This is a genomic window from Longimicrobium sp. (assembly GCF_036554565.1).
In the GTDB taxonomy this organism is placed as follows: Bacteria; Gemmatimonadota; Gemmatimonadetes; order Longimicrobiales; family Longimicrobiaceae; genus Longimicrobium.
Genome location: NZ_DATBNB010000691.1, coordinates 19,063 through 34,660 on the forward strand (window position 1 = coordinate 19,063; position 15,598 = coordinate 34,660).

Here is a 15,598-nt window from a genome sequence, read left to right on the forward strand (position 1 = left end):
CCCCGCAGCGCGAATCGCGGACGCTGGCACGTGCGGCGACGAACGCCGAACCGGGGGCCCGCTCGCCATCTCGGTTGCTGGCACGAGGCTCACCCGGGGTGCCCCTCGGGCGGCCGCTCCATCAGCAGGTACACGCCCCGGTCGCCCGCCTGCGTGAACCCCAGCCGTTCGTACAGTCTGCGGGCCGGGTTGAAGATCTCGACATGGATGCTGAGCTTGCGCCCCGAGGCGTCCCCTTCGGCCATGAGCCGCCGCAGCAACCCGGTCCCGATCCCGCTTCCACGGTGCTCCGGGAGCAGGGCGATGTCGACGATGCGGATCTCGTCCGGCCACCGCGCAACGTACAGCCGCCCCGCGGCGCTCCCGTCCGCAAGTACGATGTCCCACGTGGTATCCTGGTAGTTCTCCTGCCAGTAGGCATGCTGGGCTTCGAACTGCTGGCGCACGAAGCTCGCCTTCTGTTGCGGCGTCCAGGGAACCTGCTTCAACTCCTCTTCGCGCGTGGTGGCGTATAGGTCGAGAAGAAAGGGCAGGTCGGCTTCGGTAATGGGGCGGAGGGTGATGTTCATGGCTGGTGTTGAGAGGCCGGGAAAACCGGTTCAATACAATCGTTCCCAACAAGGCGCAAAGGGGGCGGCCCGGCAGGCCACCCCCTTCGCCCGTCGCCCCGTGGCGCTCAGGGACGCTGGGGGAAGATCCCCTGCAGCGCAATGCAGAAGTTGAGCGTCAGGTACGGCTGCATGTTGTTGTGCGGCAAGCCGCCCCCCGCCGGAGGAAGCGCCTGGAACGCCATCTGGGTCAGGTTCGCCGCGGTGTTGCTCTGGTACGCGTTGGAGTACCGGGCGATCGCGTTGTTGGTGGGCAGCGGGTTGTCGCCCGGGCTGTTGGAGCCCATCAGCGTATGGGTGTGCACCGGGATCTCGGAGACGAGCAGGCTGATGCTCTCCACACCCGACATCTCGCCCAGGTCCCGCAACGAGAGCCCCTGTCCCTGTCCCGGCTGCATGGGCGCGGCGCCCTGAAGGTCGGGAAGCGCGAAGGTGCTCTTCCCGTCGCCGCCGTACACGGTTCCGAGAAGGGCGAACAACGCCGTGTTTTGCGAGATGGGCATCAGCTGCCCGTCGCAGAACGCCCACCCGGTGGGGGCGAAGTTGAACGGAAAGATGCGGATTTCCGCCACGAACTGGTCAGACATGTTCGCGCTCCTCAGGTTTGGCTCGGGAAAATCCCGAACAGCGAGATGATGAAGTTCAGGCAGAGGAACGGCTGCGTGTTCTCGTGCGGCTGGCTGCCCCCCACGGGCGTGATGGCGTTCGCGGCCATGGCTACCGTCGGATCGTCCTCGACGTACATGTCCTTGCCCGCCACCCGCGACTGGGCCACGGTGTTGCCCCCGGGGTCGGCCGAGCTCGCCAGCGTGGTGGAGCCCAGCAGCGGGTGCGTGTGGTTGGGGATCTGCTGCACGGACAGGGTTTCCTGCTCCGTTCCCGCCATCTCGCCGATCTGGTACGTGGTGCCGTCCGGCCCCGTGCCCATGTGCATGGGCACGCGGCTCGCCAGGTTGGGCAGGTTGAACGTTTCCTCCCCGTCCCCGCCGTACGTGGTGCCGATCAGCTGAAACAGTACTTCGTTCTCCGAGATGGGCAGCGGCTGGCCCTCGCAGAACATCCATCCCACCGGGGGAAAGTTTCCGGCGAACATCCGGATCTCCCCGACGTAAGGCTGCGCCATTTGTTGGCTCCGTTCAGTTGCGGGAGGGGAAGATGCCCTGGAGCGCGATGATGAAGTTCAACGTCAGGTAGGGCATCATGTTGTTGTGGGGCTGGCTTCCGCCCACGCTGGTGACCGTGCTGGCCGCCACCGGCGAAAGGTTGGCGGCGGGCCCGTACACCTGGTCTACCTCGCGCGCCAGCAGGTTTCCCTGGTTGTTGGCGAAGGGCACCGGCAGGTTTCCGTCGCTGGCCGAGGCATTCAGGAAATGGGAATGCGTCGGCAGCTGCTGAATCGTAACGGTGACGCCGGTGCTCCCCGCGGCTTCCCCGAGGATATGCCCGTTCCCCATGTGAATGGGCAAGCGGCCGCGCAGGTTGGGAAGTGCGAAGGTGGTCTGCCCGTTCCCGCCGTAGGTGGTGCCCAGAAGGGCGAACAGCGCCTGGTTCTGGTTGATGGGCAGGAACTGCCCGTTGCACAGCGCCCATCCCTTGGGTGGGAAGTTGAACGAGACGACCTTGATCTCGCTCAAGAACGGTTCCGACATAGATGCTCCTTTCAGAGCTTGCCAGGTGGGACTGCGGAACACCCCGGCGGGAGGTGCCGGGGCACAAGGGCCAAAACCGCACCCTCCGGTGCCGGACGGGCAGGCAGACCGTGGAGGTCTGCCTGCCCTTCCGTTTCAGGTTACGGCCATCGAGGCGCCCTAGAAGGCCGCCGTCTGGCAGGTGGCGCTGGTGTAGTTGACCACGGTTCCGGTCCCCGCGGTCACGACGGCTGACGTCGCGGTGTTGCGGGGAGAATCCAGGTAGTCGTTGATGCTCGTCGAGTTCGTCCCCACCCCGGCGAACGCGTCCAGTTGGAACACGGCCGAGTTCGCCTGGCGCGTGCGGATCCCCGCCGCACCCATGGAGCCGGTCGAGGTGTTCGCCGCCATGTTCAGGCAGGTCGTACGCGAGTCGCGCGAGGTGACGCGCACCCCTTCGAAGGGAGTGAACGGGTCTTCCGCCGGATTGAACGTGTTCGACGACACGATGAAGTCGCTCCGCCCCGTTCCCAGGCGGTTCTCGATAATCATCGGGTACATCAGGGTATTCTGCACCAGGTTGTTCTGGATGGTGATGGCCGCCTGCGCGCCACCCCGGATGTCGACGCCGATCCCGTTTCCGTTGGTGGTGCCGCTGCCCGCCGTACCAGTTCCGATCACGTTGTTGGAAATGTTTCCGTTCGCCTTGGTCGTTCCCGTCGACGCGGCGTCGGAGATCACGTTCACCGCGGCGGTGCGGTGGTTCACCAGCGTGTCGTGCTGGAACGTGAAGGTGCCGTTGCCGCCACCGATGCCGTGGTCCAGCCCGATGTTGTTGCCGCTGAACTTCGTGAACTTCACCGAAACGTTGTACGTGGCCGTATTCGCGAACGAGGTCAGGAATCCGGCCGTCTGGTTGCCCGACACCACCGAACTGTCGACCACTGCGGTGACCGACGCGTCGTTGATCGCCACCACCGCGAAGCCGTTGCCCCCCGTGCCCACCGGGTTGGGACCCAGCGTGCTCTTCACTACCCGCAGGGTGCCCTGCGCGCCGCCGTTGGCCTCCCAGCGAACGCCGTCACCGTTGGTGCCGCTCACCGTGGTGCTGCGGATGGTGTTGCTGCCCAGCAGTGTGTTGAAGAACAGCCCCGACTCGTTGGTGCCCGTTGGATGGTCGGCGTCGTTGTTGGTCACCTGCGACCCGGTCAGCGTGAAGTTCGTCAGCTGGTCGCCGAAAACGCCGCTGCCGTTATTGGCGGTGACCAGCATCGATGCGAGCGAAACGTTGGTCGCGGTCGCCAAGTGAATGCCGTTTCCGCTCATCGACTGGATGGTGCCACCCGAAGAGGCCGTTCCCGTGCCGAGTACGGCGAAGCTGCCGTTGGTTCCGGCCAGCCGGATGCCGTTCGTGCTGCTGGTCGCGGTAACGCTCGTGAGCGAGATCGCCAGCGGCTGCGTGCCGGCGGAGGGCGCAATGTTCACCGCGGCGCCGCTCGCCGCGTTGAGGGTGCCGCTGCTGATGGACAGCGTTCCCGATCCCGCGGCCGACGTCATCGCCAGCGCCGTGGACGATTGCGTGAAGATGCTCACAGCGCCCAGGCTGATGTTGCCGGACCCCATCTGCAGGGCGAGGGGCGTGAAGGTGTAGCGTGCGCCGCTGTTACCCAGCGTCAGGCCGGCGAAAGTGACACTGCCCGCGTTGGTCACCATCCGCACACCCCCGGAGGTGTTCGGCGCCGAAACGGTAGCAAACGTGTACGACCCGCCCGTGGTGTTCGAGATGTCCACCGCCTGCGTGGCCGTCGAGGCCGAGGTCAGCGTGGGAGCCGTCCACGTAGCCACTGCGTTGCCGCCCGACACGTTCAGCGCGTCGCCGTTGGCCGAGCCGGTCATCGTGCCCCCGCCGACCGTGTAGGTACCGCCGACCGAAGCCAGCGACACTGCGTGCGTCGCGGCGCCCGTGCCCGAGGCGTTGATGCTGGCGATGGTTCCGTTCAGCGTACCGGTGTTCAGGTTCAGCGCGCCGGGGCCGCCGGTGGCGGATACCGACGTGCTGCCGATCGTCAGCGTTCCAAAGGTGGTGCCGGTGATCACTGCGCCAGTGCCCGCGGTGCGGCTGAGCGTCATCCCGGAGAGATTCACCCCGGTGGTGAGGCTCGACAGGTTGGCCAGTGACACGCCCGCACCGGTGGTGCCCTGGATGGTTCCGCCGTTCACCTGCACACCCGGGCCGGCGGTCAGGTTCGACAGCAGGATGCCGTTCACCGCGCCGTTGGCCGACACGCTGGCCAGGTTCACGCCGCTGGCGCCGGTCGCCACCGACGACAGTGAAAGCGCCGTTCCCGACGTCGTCGCGATCGTGTTGTTGGCTCCCGTCACCTGCACCGTGCCGCCGCCGCTGGCGGTGAAGCCCGCGCCGGTGGTGGTGGTGATGCCCAGATTGCCGCCACTGAAGACGAGGGTCGAGCCCGTGTTGTTCGTCGCAGTGACCGCGGGGTTAACCGTGGTGTTCAGCACCTTGCTGGCGCCGCTGAAGGTGATGGTGCCGCCGGTGTTGTTCTGCACCAGGATGCCGTTGGTCCCGCTGATGGCGCCCGACGCGGTCACCGACCCGCCGCTGACGCCCTCCACGTGCACCGCAAGCCCCGTGGCGCTCGACGTGACGCTGCCGGCGTACGACACGTTCGTGCTGGCGCTGCCGTTCTGCACCCGCAGGGCGATGCCCGACGCGTTGGCGATGCTCGCCCCGGCGCCGAAGCTGATGGCGCCGTTCGAGCCGCTCACCACGTCCACGCCGGCGTCGCCGCCGTTGAGCGTGGTGGTGCCGTTGAAGGCCACCGTGCCGTCCGCGTTGCTGAGCGAGATGCCCGTTCCGGCGGTCGCCGAGAGCGTACCCGTGTTGAAGGTGACGCTGCCGGCGGGCTGCTCGCCGATGTCCACCAGCAGCCCCGCGTTGCCCTTGGTCAGGTTGCCGCTGTAGGTCACCGTCGGCGAGCTGCCGTACACGGTGAAGGCCGAGCCGGTGGGGTTGGTGACGCTCGCGCCCGTGCCGAAGGTGAAGCTGCCCGTCGACGAGTTGGTGATGTCGATGGCCGCGTCACCGCCGTTGAGGGTCGTGGTGCCGTTGAAGGCGTACGTGCCCACCGCGTTGTTGAACTGCAGGCCGGTGCCGTTGGTGGCGCCCACCGTGCCCGTGTTGAAGGTCAGCGCGCCGTTGTGGCTGCCGCTTACCGCCACCAGCGGGGCGTTGTTCGCCTGCGAGATGGAGCCCGAGAGGGTGGCGCTCACCGAGCCGCCGGCCACCGCGAACGCCGTCGAAGCGGCGCCCGTGATGCTGCCCGCGGCGGCGGTGAAGGAACCGCCCGTGCTGGTCAGGATCACGCCGTTGCTGGCGCTGCTGGCGGAGCCCAGCGAGCTGAACCCGCCGTTCAGGGTGCCGGTGGCCAGGCTGAGCGCCGGTCCGCCGGTGGTGGCCACCGAAACGCCCGTCACCCGCAGCGTCCCGAAGCCGGAGCCGAAGATGCCCGCGGTACCGGCGTTGCCGCCGCCCACCGCCATGAACTTCAGGCTCACGCTGTCGGCGCCCGTCATGCTCGACAGGCTCACCGCGTGGCTGGTGGTGTTCTGAACCGTGCCGCCCGAGCCGCCGTTGCTCCCGTCGCCGGTCACCTGCAGCCCCGCGCCGGTGACGCTGGCCAGGGCGATGCCGTTCGCGGCGCCGTTGGCCGACACCGACAGGAAGTTCACGCCGCTGGCGCCGGTGCCCACGCCATTCAGGGTGACGGCGGTGCCGGTGGTGCTCTCGACGGTGTTGTTGGCGCCGGTCACGCTCACCGTGCCGCCGCCGCTGGCGGTGAAGCCCGCGCCCGAGGTGGTGGTCACGTCCAGGCCGCCGCCGCCGAACGTCACCGCCGCGCCCGTGTTGCTGGTCAGCGACACGCCCGCGTTGGAGCCGGTGGTGATGGTCTTCGACGCGCCCGTGAACGAGATGGTGCCGCCCGTGTTGCTCCCCACGCTCACGCCCGAACCGGTGAGGCTCAGCGCGCCGGAGAAGCCGACCGTGCCGCCCGAGATGCCGCTCACCGAGATGCCGCCGGCGCTGTCGGTGACGTCGCCGGAAACGGCGAGCGCGCCGCCGGTGCGGCCCGAGATGGAAGCCGCCAGCCCCGACCCGTTGGTGATGGAACCGCCGTAGGTGATGTCGGCCGAGCCGCCGGAGACGTGGAACGCCGTGCCCACCGAGCTGGCGATGGCGCCGCCGGTGGCCGCCAGGGAGCCGGTGACATCCGTCAGGCTCAACCCCGTCGTGGTGCTGCCCGTGGAGGAAAGCACGTCGAAGATGGCGTCGAGCGCGCCGGTGCTCAGCAGCAGCGCCGGGCCCGCCGGGTTCACGCCCGTCTCGCGCACGAACAGCGTTCCGAAGCTGGTGCCCGAGATGGCTGCGCCGGCCGCCGCCGTGATGCCCACGCCGCGGATGACGTTGTTGGTGCCCAGGGTGATGGTGGCGCCCGGTCCCGTGTTGGTCAGCGCGGGGGCCGCGCCGCCAGCCGCCAGGACGGTGATGGCCGCGCCATTGTACGTGCCGCGCGAGACGGCCTGGCTGGTGCCCCCGCCGATGATGGCCTGGCCGGCTTCCAGCGTCACCGCGCCGTTGAGCTGCTGCACGCCGTTGGCGAACACGATGATGGTATCGCCCGCCACGGCCGAGTCCTGCGCCGCGGCCAGCGTTCCGAAGGGCGAGGCATCGCGCCCGTCACCGCCGGAGCCCTGCTTCACGAACCAGAACGGGCTGTTCTCCACCCGTACCACGGCCTTGCCCGGCAGGGTGCGCGCGCCGTCGGTGACGGTGTAGCGAATGGTGTCGAGGCCGGCGTAGCCGGGCTTGCTCAGGTAGGTGAAGCTGCCGTTCGCCGCGATCGTCGCGGTGCCGCCCCGGTCGGTGCTCACCGTGCCGGCGCTCACCGTCAGCTTCTCGTCGGTTCCGTCGTTGGCCACCATCCCGTGGGCGCTGTCCACCGGCATGGTGACGTTGGAAACGGCGCTGATGCTGTCCAGGTTCAGAACCGGCGCGTTGTTCACGGTCACCAGGATCGAGTCCCTGCGCACCGAGTTCGCCTGGCTCTCGGCCTTGATCCAGGCCGTGCCCTGTGCAACCCCCTGGATCTGCGCCGTGGAGTCGGAGGTCTCGGTCACCGTGACCACGCCCGTGTTGCTGGACGACCAGTTCACGTTGTCGGCGAGCCCGCGGCCCACCACGTCGAACACGCTGTCGGCGAGCACGGCCGTCTCGCCGACGTTCAGCAGCGCCGAGTTGGGCGTGATGTCCACCCACCCCTGCGGGTACTTCACCCGGGCCGAGACGTAGACCTTGAAGTTGAACTGCGGAGCCCCGTTGAGCGCGAGCTTCCACTGCTTGGCCTCGGAAACCTCGTTGGGCTCCAGGGCGCCGGCGTACTGGTAGTACGGCTTGTTCCCCGAAATGAAGACCTCGGAGCCGGACGCCCCCGCCACGACGACAGGGCCCCCGCCGCCGACGGCGTTGGGGCCCGCGTGGAAGAAGACGCGCACGCCCTCCGCGTTCGCCGATCCGTCGTCGTTCACACCGAGCGCCTGCGGAAGCAGGTTCTGCACGGTGGCATTGAAGACGAAGGTGTCGGCTACGACCGCCATCCCCGTGGAGACCAGCTTCACGAACATGTCCTGTCCGCCCACGATCAGCCCCGAGGCCGCGCCCGTGCCGGGCTGCGCCGAGGTGCACGTGACGGAGCGCGAGCTCACGGTGACGGTGCAGTCCAGTGCCTGGAGGACGTCGGAGGGCTCGGGAATCGGCGGCTTGCGGCCGTCAGGACCCAGCGGGTCGCCCGCGTCGCTGCAGGATACGGCGGCCAGAAGGCCCGCCAGGAACAGAGCGCGTCTACGCAAGGACATGTGACCGGCTCCGGCCGAGATGAAGGAAGAACGAAGAGGAGAGACGAATCCGACCGACCAGGACGGCGAGGGGTATGCCCTGCCAGGGGGGTAGTCAGAAGAGCGCGCGAGGGGCCGAAAGCCCCCACTGCGCGTCAGGCGGTCCCGCGAAGCGGTCCACTGAGACGTACCAATGTCTCACATTGGGGAACCGGCGTCAAGAGTAAGCGCACCAGCGACATGGCACGGCGCGCGGGTAGCGCCGCCGCCCCGCCCAGGCAACGCGCCACCCGCGCCAAAATACTCCGTTCGACGGAAATCGGCGCGGCCGGCCAGCCGCGCGTGCGGGTCATCCCGGGGGGACTCGCCCCAGCACCGCCCCGATGCGCTCGGCCGCCTGCGCCAGGCGCGACTCGGGCTCGATCAGGGCGAAACGCACGTGGCCCTCGCCCTCGGGCCCGAAGCCCAGCCCCGGCGACACCACCACGCCGGCCTCGCGCAGCAGCAGGCGGGCGAACTCGATGGAGCCCATCTCCCGGAACGCGTTTGGGATGGGCGACCACACGAACATGGTGGCCGCGGGCACGGGAACCGGCCAGCCGGCGGCGTTCAGCCCGGCCACCAGGGCATCGGCGCGGCGCCGGTACACCTCGCGCGTTTCCGCCACGCACTCCTGCCCGGCGCGCAGGGCGTGCGCGGCGGCGATCTGGATGGGCTCGAAGATCCCGTAGTCCAGGTAGCTCTTGATCCGCGTCAGCGCCCCCACCATGGCCGGGTTGCCCACGCAGAACCCCACCCGCCAGCCCGCCATGCAGTACGACTTGGACATGGAAAAGAACTCCACGCCGATCTCCCGCGCCCCCGGGACGGCGAGCAGGCTGGGCGGCTCGGCGCCGAAGCCGAAGTCGGCGTAGGCAAAGTCGTGCACCAGCAGCAGGCGGTTGCGGCGGCACACCTCCACCGCCTTCTCGAAGAACCCGGGCGGCGCCTGCAGCGTGGTTGGATTGTTGGGGAACGACAGCACCAGCAGCTTCGGCGCGGGTGATACGGTGCGGCAGGCCTCCTCCACGCCGGCCAGCAGGGCGTCGCCATCCACGAACCCGTCCGCCCCGGCCACCAGCGGCAGCCCGTGCACGCGCCCGCCGGCGAACAGCACCGAGTAGCGGTGGATGGGGTACGCCGGCGAGGGAACGATCACCGTGTCGCCGTCGCCCAGCAGGGCCAGCATCAGGTGGGCAATCCCCTCCTTGGCGCCGATGGTGACCACCACCTCCGTCTCCGGATCCACCGTCACGCCGTACCGCCGGGCGTAGTGCTCGGCCATCCCCTCGCGCAGGCCGTAGATGCCGCGCGATGCGCTGTAGCGGTGGTGCTTGGGCTTGCGCGCGTGCTCCACCAGCTCGTCGACGATGTGCCCGGGGGTGCCCAGGTCGGGGTTGCCCATCCCCAGGTCGATGACGTCCTCGCCCGCGGCGATGCGTTCCATCTTTTCGGCGTTGATCGCCGCGAACACGTACGCGGGAAGGCTGCCGATGCGGGGAAAGTCGGCGCTGGAGGTCGGGGGCCAGGGCGAGGGCTGCGCGGTCATGCGTTCTTGGAGCGACGGGTGATCCGGAGGCAGAGCCATCCTGCCGAAACCGCCCCCGCCCATGCACGAACCTCGCCCGCGTGCGGGTGCTCGCATCCGATGCGGACATGCGGCCCATCGTGAGGTGGGCGGAAAAGAAGAACCGCCCCGGCATCACTGCCGGGGCGGTTCCCGTATCCTGCGTGCGGCGAAGCCAGGCGTCAGTCGCCGGCCTCGAGCTCCACGACGGCTTCCACGGGCTCCGCCAGGAAGGGGAGCACCGCGACCGACTTGCGCTTCTTGTCCTTGCGGACGAACTGCACCTGGCCGTCGACGAGCGCGAACAGCGTGTCGTCGCTGCCGATGCCCACGTTGGCGCCCGGATGGAAGCGGGTGCCGCGCTGGCGCACCAGGATGTTGCCGGCGAGAACCTTCTCGCCACCGAAGCGCTTGACCCCCAGCCGCTGCGCGTTCGAGTCGCGCCCGTTGCGGGTCGAGCCGCCGCCCTTCTTATGTGCCATGGCTGCTCTCTCCTGTTAGCCGAGGTTGATCTCGTTGACGCGAACCTCAGTGAACTTCTGCCGGTGCCCCTGCTTGCGCCGGTAGTTCTTGCGCCGCTTGTGCTTGAAGATGATGATCTTCTCGCCCTTGCCGTGCCGTACGACCTCGGCCGTCACCGACGCACCGCTCACGCCCGGCGCGCCGATCTTGATCGAGTCGCCGTCGGCGCCCAGGAGCACGTCGTCGAAGCGAAGGCTTTCGCCCGGCTCGATGGCGACGGAGGGAATGCGAAGCGTCTTGCCCGGCTCGGCACGGAACTGCTTGCCGCCGGTGCGGATGATGGCGTACATGTCGTTGGAACCCCGTTGCACGGACTTGGCCCGTTCTCCAAAAAACAACACAAGACGAGCAATATCGCCCCAAACACCCCGTGTGTCAAGGCGTGCCGGGCCGGGACTTGCCGGCCCGCGGCGGGTCAGAAGGGCACCGCGAAAGGCCGCAGCACCGGCGTGGCGCTGGCGCCCCCGCTCAGGATCAGCCCGCCCGCGCCCCCGGCGGGGTTCACCCAGCGCAGCTCGTTGCCGGTGGCGGTGTAGGCCAGGTACACGATGCGGCCGTCCGGCGTCCAGGTGCCCGACGCGTCGCTTCCCGCGCGGTCGGTCAGGCGGGTGACGGCGCCGCCGGCCAGCGTCAGCACGAACAGCTCGGCGTTCCCCGGCGCGTTCGACGAGTAGGAAAGGAACTTCCCGTCGGGGCTGAACGCGGGGGTCACCTCGGCGCTTTCGCCCCCGCGCAGCAGCGAGGGCATGGCCCCGGGCGCCGCCAGGTCGAAGACGTCGGCGGTGCCGTTGGGCGTTCCCACCAGGGCCAGGCGGTCCGCCCCGGGAAACCAGGCCGGCGACGCCTCGGGCGCGCCGCCGAACCCGAAGCTGCTCGAGGCGGCCCGCGTGGCGCCGGTGCCGTTGGCCGCGGCCACGAACACCTTGGAGACGCCGCTGGCGTCGTAGGAGTAGGCCAGGCGCGTTCCCTCGCGGTTCAGGGCGGGCTCGGTCTCGAATGCGGCCGTGGTGGTCAGCCGCGTTTCGGCCCCGCCCACCAGCGGCATGGAGTACAGCTCGGCGTTGCCGTTGCGGAAGCTGGTGAACACCACCGTTCCGCCGCCGGAGGTGGGGTTCATGTCCTCGGCGGCGTGGGTCGTCATCCGCACCAGGTCGCTGCCGTCGAGGGCTACCCGGTACAGGTCGCGGTTGCCGGCCACCACGCGGTCGAACAGCACCACGGGCATCTTCGCGGCCTGCACGTACACCCGGAAGGTGAACGCCGTCACCTTCTTCGCCACGGTGAACTCCCAGCGCTGCGACGCGGTCTCGTTCAGGGCGAGCACCTGGCCGTACTGGAAGAACGCCTGCTGCTTGCCTTCCACCGTGCGCGCCTGGCCGTTGCGCGCGTCCACCGCCCCGGTGCCCGCCGAGGCGTCGGGACCCGCGGCCAGGTACACCTGGATGCCCTCGGCGGGGGAGCCGCCGGTGGTGCCCAGCTTGAAGACGAGCAGGTTCTTCACCGACGCGTCGAAGCCGAAGACTCCGCCGGACGAGGCGACGTTGGCGGCGGCAAACTGCACGTGGGCCGCCGCGCCCGACACCGGGGAGCAGGAAACGCTCGCGCCCGCCACGTTGGCGGTGCAGTCCAGCGCCGCCAGGGCGTCGGAGGGAACGGCGAAGGTGGGCTTGGCGGGCACCTCGGGATCGGGGCCGACGCCGTCCTTGCAGGCCGCGGCCAGCAGCAGGGCCACGGCCGCGCCGAACGGCGAAAGGCGGCGGAAGAACGTGAGTGCCACGGGAAACCTCGCGAGGAAGGGTCGGGCCAGCCGCGCGGAAACGGGGGCGGCCGGGCTGGGGAACGCACGCGCCGCGGCCCGCGGGACGGGCGGCGGCACGGCGACGAATCTAACGGCGCGCGCCCGGAGGCGGAATGCCCACGGGCGCTACCTGCCTGCGCGGCTTGCGCTTAGCCCAGGTTGAAGCGCTGCGACACGTCCTGCTGGGTGGCCGTGGCCATCAGCTTGATCTCGTCTGGGTGCAGCAGCGGGTCGTCGCGCATGGCCAGCGTCATCTTCAGCGAGCCTTCGAGCGTGCGCAGGAACCGGGGCTCCTGCTCCAGCACGAAGAGCGCGACCTCGGGGTGAACGCGCACGGTCAGCTGGCGCTCCTTCCCCTCGGCGGCGGCGCGGCGGATGGCCCGCTCGATCCGGCGTACCACCGTTTCGGGGGTAAAGATCCGCCCCGTGCCGCCGCAGGTGGGGCAGGCCGCCGTCTGCGTGTGGTAGAGCGAGGGGCGCACCCGCTGGCGCGTCATCTCGATCAGCCCCAGCTCGCTCACCTGGAATGCCTTGGTGCGCGCCCGGTCGCGCGAAAGGCACTGCCGCAGCTCCTGCAGCACCTTCTCGCGGTTGGCCTTTGACTCCATGTCGATGAAGTCGCAGACGATGATGCCGCCCACGTCGCGCAGCCGCAGCTGCCGGGCGATCTCGCGCGCCGCGTCGACGTTGGTCTTCAGGATGGTTTTTTCGGGGTCCTTCTTTCCCGTGTACCGCCCCGTGTTGACGTCGATGCTGACCAGCGCCTCGGTGGGCTCCACGATGATGTAGCCGCCCGAGGGCAGGTTCACCCGGCGCTGAAAGGCGTCGCGGATCTCGCGTTCCAGGTCGTACGCGTCGAAGAGGGGCTTGGCGTCGTCGTACAGGTGCACGCGATCCACCAGCGACGGGTCCACCTGCTCCAGGTAGGCGCGGATCTCGTCGAAGGCGGTCTTCGTGTCCACCGTCAGCGAGTCGACCTTCTGCGAGAACAGGTCGCGGATGATCCCCGCCGTGAGCTTGGCCTCGCGGTGGATGGCCGTGGGTCCGCGCGCCTTGGCCGCCTTCTTTTTGATCTGCGCCCAGGTGCCCATCAGGGTCTGCAGGTCGCGCTGGAAGGTTTCGCGCGTCAGCTCCTCGCCCACGGTGCGCACGATGATTCCGCCCGACTTTTCGGGAAGGATCTCCTTGGCCAGCGCGCGCAGCCGCGCCCGCTCCTCGCGGTCCTCGATCTTGCGCGACACGCCCACGTGCGACGAGCCGGGCATGTACACCAGGAAGCGGCCGGGGAGGGAGATGTGCGCGGTGACGCGCGGGCCCTTGGTGCTGATGGGCTCCTTGCTCACCTGCACCACCAGGTCCTGCCCCTTCTTCAGGATGTCCTGGATGGGCGGGTACTTGCGCGAGCGCCGTCCGCCCCCGCCGTTCCCGCCGTCGCCCTCGTCCGCCGCCGCCTCGTCGCCCCCCGGCTCGTCGTCCTCGGCCTCGTCGTCGTCCTCGAGCGCCACGTCCGACACGTGAAGGAACGCCGCCTTCTCGGTGCCGATGTCGACGAACGCGGCCTGGATGCCGGGAAGCACGGCCTCGACCCGCCCCTTGTACACGTCGCCCACCATGCGAGCCGCGTCCGGACGGTCCACCATCAGCTCGACGAGCACGTCGTCCTCGAGGATGGCGACTCGCGTTTCGCGGGCCGTGGCGTTGATCAGGATCTCGCGCTTCATGCGGCCCTCGCGAGGCGAAGGCACGGCCGGGCGAGACCCGTACGGGGGGGCGGGGAGCCGCGAAGGGCGCGGGCGCGCCCATCGTTCCGCCTGTGGATGTGCATCGGTCCTCTGCAAAGGGCCGCGCCGCGAAGGTGCCGCGGCGGCGGCCCGCCGGTCAGTGGGAGAGCTCGCGGAGAAGGCCCCGGGCGATCACCATCCGCTGGATTTCGCTGGTCCCCTCGCCGATCTCGCAGATCTTGGCGTCGCGCATCATGCGCTCCACCGGGTATTCCTTGGTGTAGCCGTATCCGCCGTGGATTTGCACCGCCCTGGTGGTGGTGCGCATGGCGCATTCGCTGGCGAACAGCTTGGCCATCGACGCCTCGCGGGTGTACGGCTTTCCCTGCTCCTTGAGCCAGGCCGCGTGGTAGACGAGGTGCTTGGCCGCCTCGATCTCCGTCGCCATGTCGGCCAGCATGAACTGGATGCCCTGGAACTCGGCGATGGGCTTGCCGAACTGGTGCCGCTCGGCCGCGTACTTCACCGACTGCTCGTACGCGCCCTCGGCGATCCCCAGCGAAAGCGCGCCGATGCCGATGCGGCCGGCGTCGAGCGTCTTCATGAAGTTGATGAAGCCCATTCCCACCTCGCCCAGCACGTTCTCGTCAGGGACGAAGGCGTTCTCGAACACCAGCTCGCGGGTATCGGAGGCGCGCCACCCCATCTTGTCTTCCTTCTTTCCCGCGCGCACGCCCTCGATGAAGGCCAGCTCGTCGCTGTGCCCCACCCCCACCTCGCGCGCCCGCTCCAGGTCGGTCGTCGGCTTGGTGACGATGAACGAGGTGATCCCCTTGGTGCCCTTGTCGCGGTCCGTCACCGCCGTGGCCACGAAGATCTCGCCGACCCCCGCGTGGGTGATGAAGATCTTGCTGCCGTTCAGGATCCACCCGCCGTCGGCCTTCACGGCCGTGGTCTGGGTGCCCCCCGCGTCGCTGCCGGCGCCCGGCTCGGTGAGCCCGAAGCCGCCGAGCACCTTGCCCGAGGCCAGGTGCGAGACGAAGCGCTGCTTCTGCTCCTCGGTCCCGAAGTTCATGATGGGCGAGGTGCCCAGCGTGGTGTGCGCCGAGATGGTGATGGCGTGCGACGCGTCGACCTTGGCGAGCTCGTGGATGGCGATCATGTAGGCGATGCCGTCCATCCCCGCCCCGCCGATCTCCTCGGGCCAGGGCACGCCCAGCAGGCCCAGCTCCGACATCTTGGCGACGTTCTCCCAGGGAAACTCCGACGCCTGGTCCAGCTCCCCCGCGACGGGCGCGATTTCGTTCTGGGCGAACTCGCGCACCATGTCGCGGATCATCAGGTGGTTCTCGTCGAAGTACCGTTCCATGGGTGGTTCCGCAGCCCCGCGATGCAGTCGTTTGTCGTTGTGGGACGCGGAATTCCGCGCCCGGACCCTTGTGCTAAACCGGGGGAATGTAGCAGCGAAAGTGAGGTTGGGAAAGGTGGCCCCGGGGGAGCGGAGCGGGGCCGGGAACTGAGCGCCGCTCAGTCGCCGCGCAGGATTTCCAGGAAGGCCGACCCGTACTTCTGCATCTTTCCCGGCCCCACCCCGGGCACGGCCAGCATCTCCGTTTCGCTGCGCGGATGGCGCCTGGCGATCTCCACCAGCGTGCGGTCGGCGAAGACGCAGAAGGCGGGCACCTCCTCTTCGCGGGCCAGCGACGTCCGCAACTCCCGCAGTTTCGCGTACAGCTGCCTCTGCTCGGCGCTGGGCGGCGCGGCCGCCGCCGTCCCCGCCGGCGCGGCGCGCTCGAAGGCGTCGC

At 69.2% G+C, this 15,598-nt stretch carries 12 protein-coding genes; all 12 read right to left on the reverse strand.

The annotated features are described in order from the left end of the window. Positions 1–89: 89 nt before the first annotated feature. Complete coding sequence (locus VIB55_RS19275; RefSeq protein ID WP_331878297.1) at positions 90–569, reverse strand: GNAT family N-acetyltransferase; 480 nt, start codon at positions 567–569, stop codon at positions 90–92. A 107-nt stretch (positions 570–676) separates the two neighbouring features. Further along, a complete protein-coding gene (locus VIB55_RS19280; RefSeq protein ID WP_331878298.1) occupies positions 677–1,195 on the reverse strand; it encodes a phage tail protein in 519 nt (172 codons plus the stop codon). An 11-nt stretch (positions 1,196–1,206) separates the two neighbouring features. Then, positions 1,207–1,731 carry a phage tail protein gene (locus tag VIB55_RS19285; protein ID WP_331878299.1) on the reverse strand — a complete coding sequence of 175 codons (525 nt, stop codon included), beginning with the start codon at positions 1,729–1,731 and terminating at the stop codon, positions 1,207–1,209. A 13-nt stretch (positions 1,732–1,744) separates the two neighbouring features. Further along, the gene (locus VIB55_RS19290) at positions 1,745–2,257 is read right to left on the reverse strand and encodes a phage tail protein (protein ID WP_349263053.1); all 513 of its coding nucleotides are present in this window, start codon (positions 2,255–2,257) and stop codon (positions 1,745–1,747) included. Between the two features lie 159 nt (positions 2,258–2,416). Next, complete coding sequence (locus VIB55_RS19295) at positions 2,417–8,167, reverse strand: beta strand repeat-containing protein (RefSeq protein WP_331878301.1); 5,751 nt, start codon at positions 8,165–8,167, stop codon at positions 2,417–2,419. A gap of 328 nt (positions 8,168–8,495) precedes the next feature. Beyond that, on the reverse strand, positions 8,496–9,734 hold the full coding sequence (locus VIB55_RS19300) for an aminotransferase class I/II-fold pyridoxal phosphate-dependent enzyme (protein WP_331878302.1): 1,239 nt from the start codon (positions 9,732–9,734) through the stop codon (positions 8,496–8,498). A gap of 200 nt (positions 9,735–9,934) precedes the next feature. Further along, entirely contained in the window at positions 9,935–10,234 is a 300-nt protein-coding gene (gene rpmA / locus VIB55_RS19305) for a 50S ribosomal protein L27 (protein WP_331878303.1), read from the reverse strand. Positions 10,235–10,249: 15 nt separating this feature from the next. After that, a complete protein-coding gene (rplU, locus tag VIB55_RS19310; protein ID WP_331073045.1) occupies positions 10,250–10,564 on the reverse strand; it encodes a 50S ribosomal protein L21 in 315 nt (104 codons plus the stop codon). Between the two features lie 125 nt (positions 10,565–10,689). Next, on the reverse strand, positions 10,690–12,051 hold the full coding sequence (locus VIB55_RS19315) for a hypothetical protein (protein ID WP_331878304.1): 1,362 nt from the start codon (positions 12,049–12,051) through the stop codon (positions 10,690–10,692). Positions 12,052–12,221: 170 nt separating this feature from the next. Further along, positions 12,222–13,793: an Rne/Rng family ribonuclease gene (locus VIB55_RS19320; protein ID WP_331878305.1), complete on the reverse strand. Its 1,572-nt coding sequence runs from the start codon at positions 13,791–13,793 to the stop codon at positions 12,222–12,224. Positions 13,794–13,950: 157 nt separating this feature from the next. Then, the gene (locus VIB55_RS19325) at positions 13,951–15,162 is read right to left on the reverse strand and encodes an acyl-CoA dehydrogenase (RefSeq protein WP_331878306.1); all 1,212 of its coding nucleotides are present in this window, start codon (positions 15,160–15,162) and stop codon (positions 13,951–13,953) included. Between the two features lie 158 nt (positions 15,163–15,320). Continuing rightward, the coding region (locus VIB55_RS19330; protein ID WP_331878307.1) for an HRDC domain-containing protein at positions 15,321–15,598 on the reverse strand (278 nt) is incomplete at its 5' end.

Coding starts and splice junctions, on each gene's coding strand:
- VIB55_RS19280 (WP_331878298.1), bottom strand. CDS start 1,195: ATGTCTGACCAGTTCGTGGCGGAAATCCGCATCTTTCCGTTCAACTTC.
- VIB55_RS19275 (WP_331878297.1), bottom strand. CDS start 569: ATGAACATCACCCTCCGCCCCATTACCGAAGCCGACCTGCCCTTTCTT.
- VIB55_RS19290 (WP_349263053.1), bottom strand. CDS start 2,257: ATGTCGGAACCGTTCTTGAGCGAGATCAAGGTCGTCTCGTTCAACTTC.
- rplU (WP_331073045.1), bottom strand. CDS start 10,564: ATGTACGCCATCATCCGCACCGGCGGCAAGCAGTTCCGTGCCGAGCCG.
- VIB55_RS19295 (WP_331878301.1), bottom strand. CDS start 8,167: ATGTCCTTGCGTAGACGCGCTCTGTTCCTGGCGGGCCTTCTGGCCGCC.
- rpmA (WP_331878303.1), bottom strand. CDS start 10,234: ATGGCACATAAGAAGGGCGGCGGCTCGACCCGCAACGGGCGCGACTCG.
- VIB55_RS19285 (WP_331878299.1), bottom strand. CDS start 1,731: ATGGCGCAGCCTTACGTCGGGGAGATCCGGATGTTCGCCGGAAACTTT.
- VIB55_RS19300 (WP_331878302.1), bottom strand. CDS start 9,734: ATGACCGCGCAGCCCTCGCCCTGGCCCCCGACCTCCAGCGCCGACTTT.
- VIB55_RS19320 (WP_331878305.1), bottom strand. CDS start 13,793: ATGAAGCGCGAGATCCTGATCAACGCCACGGCCCGCGAAACGCGAGTC.
- VIB55_RS19325 (WP_331878306.1), bottom strand. CDS start 15,162: ATGGAACGGTACTTCGACGAGAACCACCTGATGATCCGCGACATGGTG.